Source organism: Paenibacillus sp. AD87 (assembly GCF_001659845.1).
GTDB lineage: Bacteria > Bacillota > Bacilli > Paenibacillales > Paenibacillaceae > Paenibacillus > Paenibacillus marchantiae.
On the sequence record NZ_LXQN01000007.1, the window covers coordinates 5,017,964 to 5,029,230 of the forward strand.

The 11,267-nt window shown below is 46.5% G+C and carries 8 protein-coding genes and 1 riboswitch; of the genes, 4 read left to right on the forward strand and 4 right to left on the reverse strand.

Annotation, left to right across the window (positions count from 1 at the left end):
- Positions 1-4: 4 nt before the first annotated feature.
- The 3 genes from gpAD87_RS22155 to gpAD87_RS22165 form a co-directional block, all read right to left on the reverse strand.
- Positions 5-1,039, reverse strand: coding sequence for a cytochrome d ubiquinol oxidase subunit II (locus gpAD87_RS22155; protein ID WP_063566587.1), 1,035 nt, complete (start codon positions 1,037-1,039; stop codon positions 5-7).
- On the reverse strand, positions 1,036-2,382 hold the full coding sequence (locus tag gpAD87_RS22160) for a cytochrome ubiquinol oxidase subunit I (RefSeq protein ID WP_063566586.1): 1,347 nt from the start codon (positions 2,380-2,382) through the stop codon (positions 1,036-1,038). The genes gpAD87_RS22155 and gpAD87_RS22160 overlap by 4 nt, the downstream gene beginning before the upstream one ends.
- Before the next feature lie 327 nt (positions 2,383-2,709).
- Positions 2,710-5,520, reverse strand: coding sequence for an ATP-binding protein (locus tag gpAD87_RS22165; RefSeq protein ID WP_064640593.1), 2,811 nt, complete (start codon positions 5,518-5,520; stop codon positions 2,710-2,712).
- A gap of 380 nt (positions 5,521-5,900) precedes the next feature.
- On the opposite strand from gpAD87_RS22165, the gene gpAD87_RS22170 reads away from it, so the two are divergent.
- Entirely contained in the window at positions 5,901-6,599 is a 699-nt protein-coding gene (locus tag gpAD87_RS22170; RefSeq protein ID WP_064640594.1) for a response regulator transcription factor, read from the forward strand.
- Positions 6,600-6,639: 40 nt separating this feature from the next.
- On the opposite strand, the gene gpAD87_RS22175 is transcribed toward gpAD87_RS22170, so the two are convergent.
- Entirely contained in the window at positions 6,640-7,080 is a 441-nt protein-coding gene (locus gpAD87_RS22175) for a hypothetical protein (RefSeq protein ID WP_064640595.1), read from the reverse strand.
- A gap of 225 nt (positions 7,081-7,305) precedes the next feature.
- On the opposite strand from gpAD87_RS22175, the gene gpAD87_RS22180 reads away from it, so the two are divergent.
- The 3 genes from gpAD87_RS22180 (at position 7,306) to gpAD87_RS22190 (ending at position 11,206) form a co-directional block, all read left to right on the forward strand.
- Positions 7,306-8,448, forward strand: coding sequence for a virulence factor (locus gpAD87_RS22180; protein ID WP_064640596.1), 1,143 nt, complete (start codon positions 7,306-7,308; stop codon positions 8,446-8,448).
- A 142-nt stretch (positions 8,449-8,590) separates the two neighbouring features.
- A riboswitch (Lysine riboswitch) is annotated at positions 8,591-8,808 on the forward strand.
- Between the two features lie 114 nt (positions 8,809-8,922).
- Positions 8,923-10,389 (forward strand): amino acid permease, encoded by a 1,467-nt coding sequence (locus gpAD87_RS22185; RefSeq protein WP_064640597.1) that lies wholly within the window; start codon positions 8,923-8,925, stop codon positions 10,387-10,389.
- Between the two features lie 172 nt (positions 10,390-10,561).
- Positions 10,562-11,206 carry a class D sortase gene (locus tag gpAD87_RS22190; RefSeq protein ID WP_064640598.1) on the forward strand — a complete coding sequence of 215 codons (645 nt, stop codon included), beginning with the start codon at positions 10,562-10,564 and terminating at the stop codon, positions 11,204-11,206.
- The last annotated feature ends 61 nt before the right edge of the window (positions 11,207-11,267 follow it).

Genomic DNA, 11,267 nt, shown 5'->3' on the forward strand with positions numbered 1-11,267 from the left:
GGACTCATCCTTTCTTTTTGCCAGCATTACCTCGCACATAATTGGCATCAAACAGAAACAGCTTCATAATGAGCACGAGTGAAGGAATGAGCACCAGCAGTCCCAGGCTGAACGCCGTAATGAGCGCAATACCCATCGTCTTGTTCGTAAAGCTGTCGAAAATATTAATGTACGGATACAGAATGTATGGAAGATGCGAGCGCCCATAGCCGTACCAGGCAAAGGCGAACTGCAGCATGACGGCGATAAAACACCAGCCCAAATATTTACGTTTCCATACCAGCGAGACGGCGATCACAAAACAGATAAAAGATGCGATAAACATCCATGAGATATTTAACATCTGCTCAAAGTGTGCGGGATTCTGTTTGTTAATCTGTAAAAATGCCAGAAAGCTGGCAAAAATCGTAGGCAGACTCCATAAGAGTGCATACTCCCGAAGAACTTCAAACGCTGTCTCATCCTCCGCCCGCTTGGCATAGTAGGAAAGAAACATCGCTGAGATATAGAGCACACTTACCAGTGCAAGCAATACAACAGACCAGGTATACGGATTCGTCAAAAACTCACGCCAGCGAAAAAATACCTGATCACCCACCTGCTCAATAATTCCACCTTCGGATATCGCCAAAATGGTGGAAAACACCGCCGGAATTAGTAATCCCGTCGCTCCATACAATGCCATGTAAATCCGGCTGTTCTGACCATTGTTCCCATAGGTATTATAGGCGTAGTACACGCCCCGGATCGCAAGCAGCACAATCGCTAATGAACCTGGAACAAGCAGCGCTGTCCCATAATAAAAAGCGCTATCCGGATAAAATCCGACCAGACCAACAACAAAAAAGATCAGAAACACATTCGTCACTTCCCACACGGGTGAGAGATAGCGCTGAATAATGTTATGGATTTTGTTCTCGTGTCCGGTTAATATGCTGTAAAAGCTGAAAAATCCGGCCCCAAAATCAATCGAAGCCACGATCAGATATCCAAACAGAAACGTCCACAAGATCGCGATGCCTGCAATTTCAAAGCTCAATGCACGATCCCTCCTTCCAGACCAAGAGACTCCAGTTCCTTCTCTGCTTCCTTGTTACGAAACAGCTTACTGAGTACCCTAATCGCTGAAAAGCAGAGGATCAGGTACAGCAGAATAAACAGAACGAGCATCCAGCCTACGGAGGACGATGTTGTTGCTGCTTCCGATACCTTCATGTAACCGCGCAATATCCACGGCTGTCTGCCGACCTCGGCGAACATCCAGCCCAGCTCAATGGCAATCATGGCCAGGGGTCCAAGCAGGACGATGCCGAGCAAGAGCCATTTGGGATAAGGCTTGCGCCCCGGCAGCCAGCGTCGGAACACATAAAGCACCGGAATCAGCAGAATGATCACGCCGGTCGTTACTTTCAGGTCAAACATATAGTGAATGGACAACGGTGGCCTCAGATCGGCCGGAAATTCTTCAAGTCCTTTCACTTCCGTGTCCGGTCTGTTTCCCGCCAGTATGCTGAGTGCATAGGGGATCTCAATGGCGTATTTCACTTCATTGTTCTCGTCAAGGATACCCCCATAGACCAGTGGCGCTTTCGTCATCGTTTTAAAATGCCACTCTGCGGCGGCCAGCTTCTCCGGCTGGTATTTCGCCAGAAATTTACCGGAAGAATCTCCGATCATGACGGTGCTGACCGCAAATACGAGCGCACATACCGTTGTGAGTTTAAGCGCCTTTTTGTAATACACATGATCCCGACCACGAAGCAAGCTGAATGCGGCGATGCCTGCCAATATACCCGCACTCAATGTGTATGACGAGGCGAGCACGTGAGATACCTTGGTCGGGGTAGCCGGATTCAGCATCGCAGCAATTGGATGGATGTCCTTCATGATGCCATTAATCAGGGTAAACCCCTGAGGCTGGTTCATGAAAGAATTCACCGTTGTAATGAATATCGCGGAGGCAGAGGATCCTAGAGCCACCGGAATCAACAGCAGCATATGGGTATATTTCTTTTTGAAACGGTCCCATGTGTAGAGGTAGATTCCAAGAAAGATGGCCTCTATAAAAAAGGCGAACGTCTCCATAAACAGCGGCAAGGCAATCGCCTGCCCCGCTACTCGCATAAACATCGGCCACAGCAGGCTGAGCTGTAAACCAATTGAGGTGCCTGTAACTACACCAACTGCAACGGTAATGACGAAACCTCGCGCCCATCTGCGCGCCAGCAAGGTGTAATGGATATCATTGGTGCGCAGTCCGCGCCATTCAGCCAAGGCGATCATGAGTGGAACGCCTACACCGATGGAAGCAAAAATGATGTGCACAAACAGGGTAAGACCGGTCAGCATCCGGCTGAGCAGAACAGGATCCAGGGATGACATGGGTTACACTCCTCTTTCACATAATCGTTATGTACGACTTCATACCGCCTGTGTGACGATATGCCTCAATAACTCATGATCCGGATAATACTTTTGACAACGGCATACAGCACGATCACGGCTGCGACCAGGCAGACGATAATAAGGGTTTTCTCTTGTTTACGGAACATAGACCTGCCGTCCTCCTTTTGCATGGCATGCAAATTATGGCTCTATAGACAGTTTGCAAAAGAAGTTGTTTTTTTATCCGGGAAATTTTGAAAAACAAAAAAAGCCTTTATCTATTTCAGGATAAAAGCATCCTATTAGATAAAGGCTTCTCTTGCCTTACAAAAGTTCGTCTTGCTTAGGCAATCGAACCTTGAACGTACTTCCTTTGTGCGGCGCGGATATAAAGGTAAGCGTTCCCTGGTGGTCCTCTACAATTTTGCGCGAAATGTAAAGCCCCAGTCCAGTCCCGCCAATCTGACGATGATCCGAATTGTCCACACGATAAAACTTCGTAAATAGCAGGTCCTGCACGTTCTCTGGAATACCGATTCCATAATCACGTACATCGATGCATAACCATTCTTTTTCTTCCCACAGCGTAATATCAATTCGGTCTGCTCCAGGTGAGTACTTGACTGCATTACCTACCAAATTATGCAGCAACTGAACCATCCGATTCTGGTCCGCGTAAGCAAAAAAGTCTCCATTAAACGCATGTACATAAATGCGCTGAATGGATTGCATATTCCATTGCTCAGCAACACCCTCAACCAACTCAAGCAACGGTACATACGTCTTATGATAGGTCATGCCTTCATTGTCCAGACGTTGAATATCAAGTACATCATCCAGCAGACTACTCAGCCGTGCGCCTTCCGAAGAAATAGTTTCCATGAAGTCCTGACGCTGTGAAGCGGGAAGATCATACATCATCATTAGTTCCACATAGCCCATAATGGTTGCTACAGGGGTACGAAGCTCATGGGACACCACGCTGATCAGTTCGTTTTTCATCCGATTCAGACGTTCTTCCTCCGTACGATCACGGAATACCAGGAGAAATCCATGGTTTTTACCGGGAACATCCATTTGCTTCATGTACAGGGAAAATACACTCTTTTCCACATCATTAAATATAAATTCAGTCTCCACAAAGGCCCGTTCTCCGTTCAGAAAAGCACGAGTCTGCTCAACCAAATTGAAATCGGCGGTTAACACCAGGGTATCAATGGCATTGGCTAAATCTTCGATCGATCTGCCCGAAAAATCTCCGAGGCCAAACATTTCTTCCATTCTTCTATTCACTATTGTGATGGTGCCGGAACGATCTGACATGACCAGACCTTCCCGAACGGATTCAATGAAATGCTCGCTGATGTCACGCTGTTCCTGAATGGCGACTTTTTCATGAAACAGCTCCGCATTCAGCTTCTCCAGAGCCAGCGCATGACGCACACGATCTTCTTCAGCCCTTGTGCGCTCGGTAATATCCTTGATAAATAAGTTATACAGTGTTTCGTTATTTCCCAATTGGATTTCTACAATCTTGTATTCAATCGGAAAAACCGAACCGTCCCGGCGGATACCTGAAATCTCTTCTACGATGACATGCCGTTTACCTCGAATATACTCACATTGGTTCAACATTTCCTTGATTTCGGCACAGCTTGCTCCCTGAAAAAGGGACGGGGCATCCTTCTCAAATACTACTTCTTCCCGTTTGAGTCCAAACATTCTTTCCGCTTCGGGATTAAACTCGATAATCAGCCCGTTTGAATCCACAGCAATAATGGCATCAATAGATGAATCAATAATGGCGCGTTTGATCTCCTCACTATTCTTCAGTTCTTTAGTTCTCTCTCTGACCCTGTCCTCTAGAGTTAGCTTGTCCTGACGAATCTGTTCGAATTGTTCCAGTAGCACATCAGCCATTTTGCGCAAATTTCCAATTAGTATTTGTACTTCTGTTACATGGCTGGTGGGCCATTCCAATTTTCCATTACGAAATAACAGCCTCGGAAGAGATCCTGTCATGCGTGTGAGGCGTTTCATTGGACTTACGACTTTCTTGCTAAGTGGAGCAGCCACAATCATGGAAACCACGAAAATGATAAACAGAGATTGAAGCGTAGTCAGATAGATCGCCTCAATACGTTTGTAATAATTGGCTGAGTTGGTCTCAACAAAAACTCGATAAGGAGTACTTGTGGTCATATCTGCTTCATACATAAACGACGCCTGTTTCCAGTAAGTAAGCACATCGCTATAATAAGCATCCCCGGAATGAAATAGTATGCTGTTCTCGCCTGGCTTGAGAAAACGATATTTGTTGATATCCAGGTATTCTCCCACCGAAAGCGTATCCAGCCCAGAAGCAATGACCTTATCATTTGGATCGAGAATAATGACGTTCACATCCAGCAGATGATGATAACGCTCCATGCTCTGGTTCATGTTCTCTTCCGTTAGATATTGTTCATTCAAATCCTTGATCACAGCATTCGCAGCGTGTTTTAGATTAGATACGATGGAGTTATTGATCTGACCTAGCTGTCTCCGACTGTCGGCCGATAACAGAACAAGAGAGACAACGACTACAAAGGATACGACGTATTTAAATGCAATTCGTGTGAGCGGAATAGTTCCTGTTCGTTTCGACTTCAGCTCGCCATTGGTAATCCAGAAGTCTACCACAATACCTGCAATTAGTGCATTCACCATGCTAGTCACAGCAACATGCATATATCCATACTTTAATTCTTCAAGATTCATGCTCATCATGAAATATCCATAAAAGGTCACTGGCAATAACATCACGACCCAGAATGCAGCATTGGCCTTCATGACACTTCCATTCTTCCATCGGATCTGCCATCCCAGCATCCAGATTAATTCAATAGTATGAGCGCCAATCATAAAAAAACTATTTGGGACTAGACCCCCGAATAACACACCCAAGGTACAGATTGCTATCAAAGAAGTGAATCCGTATATGGCTCCATGTAAGCGCAAGGCAATAAAAGTTGCGGCTGTGCCGAACAACAGCTGTACCCCATAAAACAGAGTCAGCGGAAATATCGTTCCCAGCGTACCAAGGATAATTAGGATGGCCGTACCCAACCACGGAATACGGAGTTTGATTACCATCCACTCCAACACCTTATTTACCTTTATGTAGTCCATAGGCAGCTGGCCTTATGACTGATTTCTATGTTTGCATTCAACAACAACGTTGGTACCTCCTATGGATTAAAGCTCGTAAGATCTACTTTATTTCCCTCAAACCGTTCTGATACATTATACTGTAATAACTACTCGATGTAGCTTTGGGAAATTTTGAATGATCGGCAATTGAGCTGCATTCATGGTAAAATACTGAAGTTTAGCTGAAACCCTATAGAACTTACTACATATGCATCCTATATTCTGGAATACAAACATTAAAAAATTTGCAGCATTTCCACACATATTACGGCTTTTTCTAAGAAGTTTCTTAACAAATTCATTTCATCAGGAGTGTGACCTCAATGTCTATCAAAGTTCTTCTTATAGAAGATGAGAAAAATCTGGCCGACATGATTGCTTTCTTTCTTGAGGAGGAGGGTTACATAACTGAACGGGTCCATCATGCACGCGAAGCACTTCAACTTTTCCCACGATTCCAGCCCGATATTGTAGTGACTGACTTGATGCTGCCTGAAACAGACGGTAATGATCTGGTTGATGCGTTTCGCCAACACTCGACTGTACCCATATTAATGATCTCAGCCAGCACCATGCTGAATGATCGGCTCCGAGCATTGCACAATGGTGCGGATGATTTTCTTTGTAAACCCTTTAGTCTAAAAGAGCTTGACGCACGAATTAAGGCATTATTGCGCAGATCGGCCATCTCCTACCCGGACAAGCCGATAAAAGAGGACAAACCTGCTGAAATTGTCGGACATGTCAGTGTGAATGAGTACAGAAGAACTTTGTTTGTGGATGGCCTTGAAATTGAGGTCACTCATATTGAGTTTGAAATTATGAAGGAATTGTACCGAAATCCCGGCAAAGTGTTCACCCGCAATGAACTCATGGATCGTATTAAAGGCTCAGAACGGGCATATCTGGACCGTACAATCGATGTGCACATCTCCAGCCTGCGTAAAAAAATTGAACCCGACCCCAAAAATCCAAGGTATATCAAGACGGTTTGGGGAACGGGATATAAATACGTCATTTAGTACACGCCGAAATGAAATAATGGCTCATGTCCTCTCTCTGTCATCGTCTAATCGACTGGGTTGAGGGCTGAGCTGTTTTTGTTTTGTATGCAAAAGAATGCAGCAACCGCTGGATTTCCATGATCAGCCTATCTGGTTCTTCCTCTTGCCAGAGGATCATCTTTATCAGGCCCGTACCCGTAATAAGCTGCAAATGGCGCTTGCGAATCAACGATTGAAAATCCGTAATCACCAGCAAAGGAATCTGAGGCATAAATGCCCGAATGGCATTCGCTGCTGATACGGCTTGTCCAGCGTCCTGATAATCCACAATACAATAGTGAGCTGTGCCCCATTCCTCCCCCTCCTCGTTATTCACGTTCTTTTCTCTCCTCATTGCGGGCTCCCTCTGCTCGTCTGTTATCCATTCATTCAACAATTCAATCATATTGTCATAATCAATACCACGACTTCCGTCCGAAAGTACGGTAATGGGTTCCATAGGTATAACCTCCAGTTCATTCTCTCTTCTTATTGTGCCAATCTTCATTTAAAAATGTTCGTGTGTGAACATAAAAGAAGTGTTAACTATCTTCGTACGTCTTAACAAACTGTGTAAGGTTCATTACCCATTTCGCAGTTTGCGGCAATTCATGTAAAATAGGGATATGCCCGTGTCCATTGCGGGAACTTTAAGAATGAATCCGGTACAGGAGGTTATGAACCGATGAATATTGTTTCCATTGAACCAACACCCAGTCCCAATACGATGATGCTGCATCTGGACGAACGTCTGGAGGACGGGATCCGCAGAACATATACACTGGATAACGAACGGTCTGCTCCGGCGTTTATTCGCCAGATGCTTCATATTCCCGGAGTAAAAAGTGTATTCCACACGACCGACTTCGTAGCTCTTGACCGCAAGGGAAATGCGGATTGGTCTGTCATACTTGGCGAAGTCCAAAGCCGTCTTGGCCAACAGGGAATTGATCTGGACTGGATTGAATCTGAAGATGCCTCTGGTGAGCACTTCGGTGAAGCACAGGTATTCGTTCAATTTTTCAGAGGTGTGCCGATGCAAATTCGGGTCAAAGCCGGCGCCAAGGAAGAGCGCATTTCGCTCTCGGATCGATTCGTCAAAGCCGTTACTGAAGTCGCCAGTGCAACGCTGATCAAGGAACGGAAACTGAGTGACTATGGCGTTCGCTACGGTGAATTGCCTGAAATCGCAAGAGAAGTTGAACAGGAGCTGGAAGCAGCATATCCGCCTGAGCGTCTGGAACGCGTGATTCAACAAGCCATTGAGCACGGCTCCAATGCCGAAGAATTCGTGGAACGTCGCCGCCAGCTGGATGGTGCCGAGCTTGAAGAGGCTCTGCATAATGAGGACTGGAATGTTCGCTATGCTGCATTTGATGGCATGGAACCTACAGCAGAACGGCTGCCACTCGTTGCTCATGCACTCCATGACAATAAAATGCAGATACGCCGGCTGGCTGTTGTATATCTTGGTGATATCCGTACACCGGAAGCGATGGAATTGCTGTACGAAGCTCTGCAGGATAGTTCGCCTGCTGTACGTCGAACTGCCGGAGATACCCTCTCCGATATCGGTGATTCTGCAGCAACGGCAGCCATGACAGCTACGTTATCCGACAAAAGCAAGCTTGTACGCTGGCGTGCGGCCCGCTTCCTGTACGAAGTGGGAACCGAAGAAGCAGAGCAAGCTCTGCGGAAGGCAGCCGAAGATCCTGAGTTTGAAGTCAGCCTGCAAGCCAAAATGGCACTGGAACGGATTGAATCCGGGGAACAGGCAGCTGGAACCGTATGGCAGCAGATGGCTGGGCGTAACAAGACGTCGGAATAGTCCTTTCGATTCATATCCAACAATTGTTATTGCACTGGAATACCATGGGGGTTATACTGATTGTCTGTTTACTAAACAGGACATTGAGTGTTACGTTCTGTGATTTATAATTTCATAGACAATAGATACACCTCATCCATGATGATGAGGTAGAGGTCGCGGGTGCGATCAGTACGCTGAAGGAGGCGCTAAGGAGCCGCTTATGAATTCAGCCGAAAGGTGCACCCGCCGAAGCTCGCAGGACGGTTCCTTACGTTGTCCAGCGCGGCTGGGGCTGTTGCCGAAAGGTGCAGAACTGTCACAGATGTATGATGCCTTCCTCGGAGGGTATGATTTCTTCTGTGTTGAGCTATCTTAAACATCTGGGACGAGGTGCGGACGATTGATAATAAAGACCGCGGGCTAATGCCTGCGGTCTTTTGGTTATTTCCATTGTTCTGAACCCATTAGTACGCTGAAAGAAGGAGTGTTTCCATGCAAGACCGCAACAACCAAACTAACACAGGACCTACCCTGAAAAAAGGACTACGCGCAAGGCATATGACCATGATTGCACTCGGTGGATCCATTGGTACAGGACTGTTCCTCGCAAGCGGAACCGCTATTTCCAATGCAGGCCCCGGCGGTGCACTGATTGCTTACGTTGCCGTCGGCATCATGGTCTTCTTTCTTATGACCAGTCTCGGAGAGCTGGCTACCTTCATGCCTGACTCCGGTTCATTCAATACGTATGCGGCCCGCTTCGTCGATCCTGCCCTTGGGTTCGCCATGGGTTGGAACTTCTGGTACAACTGGGCCGTCACCATTGCGGCAGAGCTCGCTGCCGCAACCGTACTTATCAAATACTGGTTCCCTGAGAGTTCATCCATGTTGTGGAGTCTGTTGTTTCTCGTATTAATCTTTGCCCTAAATGTACTGTCTGTTAAAGGGTACGGAGAGTCGGAATACTGGTTCGCAATTATTAAAGTCGCTACAGTAATCATCTTCCTTACCGTTGGTGTGCTCATGATCTTCGGCATTATCGGCGGAGAAGCGGTTGGATTCAGTAACTTTACTATAGGAGACGCCCCATTCCATGGCGGATTCTTCGCGGTTCTCGGTGTATTTATGGCTGCAGGGTTCTCTTTCCAGGGAACGGAGCTCATTGGCGTCGCAGCCGGTGAGAGCGAAAATCCGCGTGAAAATGTCCCTCGTGCTATTCGGCAAGTGTTCTGGCGTATTCTGATCTTCTACATTCTGGCGATTACAGTCATCAGTCTGATCATTCCTTACACACATCCGAATCTGCTTAAAGGTGATCTGAACAACATCGGAGTTAGTCCGTTTACTCTTGTCTTTGAAAAAGCCGGTCTGGCCATTGCTGCTTCCGTCATGAATGCCGTTATTCTGACCTCTGTACTGTCTGCCGGGAATTCAGGCATGTATGCTTCAAGTCGTGTTCTGTATGCTCTTGCCCGGGATGGCAAAGCGCCTCGCTTCTTGGGTCGGCTGAACAAAAAGGGCATTCCAATGAACGCCCTGCTCTTGACCACAGCGGTGGGTATGCTCGCTTTTCTAGCTTCCCTTTTCGGTGATGGCATTGTATACACCTGGCTGCTTAATGCATCCGGTATGTGTGGCTTTATCACCTGGCTCGGCATTGCCATCAGCCATTATCGCTTCCGCCGTGCGTATGTGGCCCAAGGTCGGGATTTGAACGATCTGCCCTACCGTGCACGCTGGTTCCCATTTGGTCCGATCTTTGCTTTTGTGTTATGTATCATCGTCATTATTGGACAGAACTATCAGGCGTTCACGGGTGATCAGATCGATTGGAGCGGAGCCCTCGTCGCTTACTTGAGCGTTCCGCTGTTCCTGATCTTATGGCTGGGTTATAAATTTATTAAGAAAACAAAAGTCGTACCATTACAGGAATGTGATTTTACAACATCATCAGAATAATTATCCCCAAATTATGATATCGATCAACATTGGGTTACTCCATGTAAATAAACAGGCAGCCTTCTTTCTACCAAAGAAAAGGCTGCCTGTTTGATTTGTCCAGGTTTTGTATATGTCCCTATGTTTACAATAGAACAGTTAATCTATTTTTGACAAAAGGGGTCCAGGTACGATGAAATTCTTTTTTTCCATGCTTGTTGTTCTGGGGATCTTACTTCTTTTCTTGCCTGTTCTGCAGGAAAAGTATTTTGACTGGCAGCAAGCCAAAGTTATGGATGAGCTGAAACAGCTACAACTCGACCTAACTAAAATCAATGATTCTTTTGAACAAGCCAGACAGCATCCTGCCTCAATCGATGATGATACTGAAGACAAAGAACAGGAAAGTTATCCCCATGCACTGGGGGTTATTACAATTGATGAGATTGATGTGCAGCTGCCCATTCTGGAGGATGCAACCGAAAGCAATATGAAGGTTGCAGCAACGCATCTGGTGGAGACGGCCCGCATCGGGACTGAAGGAAATGCAGCGATAGCCGCTCATCGCGCTCATAAAAAAGGACGCCTGTTCAACCGAATGGGAGAATTGGAGATTGGTGATTGGATTAAAGTCACTCTGGCAGATCAGACCCATATCCAATACAAAGTGGATCAGATATCCGTTGTGGAGCCTACCGACTTGTCCGTACTTGAGGACCCGCATCTGGGACAGGTGCTCACCTTGATTACCTGTGATCCATTAGTCAATCCAACACATCGGCTGATTATAAGAGCCGTCCAAGTGACTTCTGAGGTTGCTCAGCGTGACCTGCCTTAACCATGCTGTACAAACCAAAAACACCCCTGGCATGCGCGCGGTGATTCTAAAATCTCCGAAA

What these genes read in the sequence shown, in the direction of transcription:
- gpAD87_RS22165 (WP_064640593.1), bottom strand. Translation starts at nt 5,520, where the DNA reads ATGGTAATCAAACTCCGTATTCCGTGGTTGGGTACGGCCATCCTAATT.
- gpAD87_RS22160 (WP_063566586.1), bottom strand. Translation starts at nt 2,382, where the DNA reads ATGTCATCCCTGGATCCTGTTCTGCTCAGCCGGATGCTGACCGGTCTT.
- gpAD87_RS22175 (WP_064640595.1), bottom strand. Translation starts at nt 7,080, where the DNA reads ATGGAACCCATTACCGTACTTTCGGACGGAAGTCGTGGTATTGATTAT.
- gpAD87_RS22190 (WP_064640598.1), top strand. Translation starts at nt 10,562, where the DNA reads ATGAAATTCTTTTTTTCCATGCTTGTTGTTCTGGGGATCTTACTTCTT.
- gpAD87_RS22180 (WP_064640596.1), top strand. Translation starts at nt 7,306, where the DNA reads ATGAATATTGTTTCCATTGAACCAACACCCAGTCCCAATACGATGATG.
- gpAD87_RS22185 (WP_064640597.1), top strand. Translation starts at nt 8,923, where the DNA reads ATGCAAGACCGCAACAACCAAACTAACACAGGACCTACCCTGAAAAAA.
- gpAD87_RS22170 (WP_064640594.1), top strand. Translation starts at nt 5,901, where the DNA reads ATGTCTATCAAAGTTCTTCTTATAGAAGATGAGAAAAATCTGGCCGAC.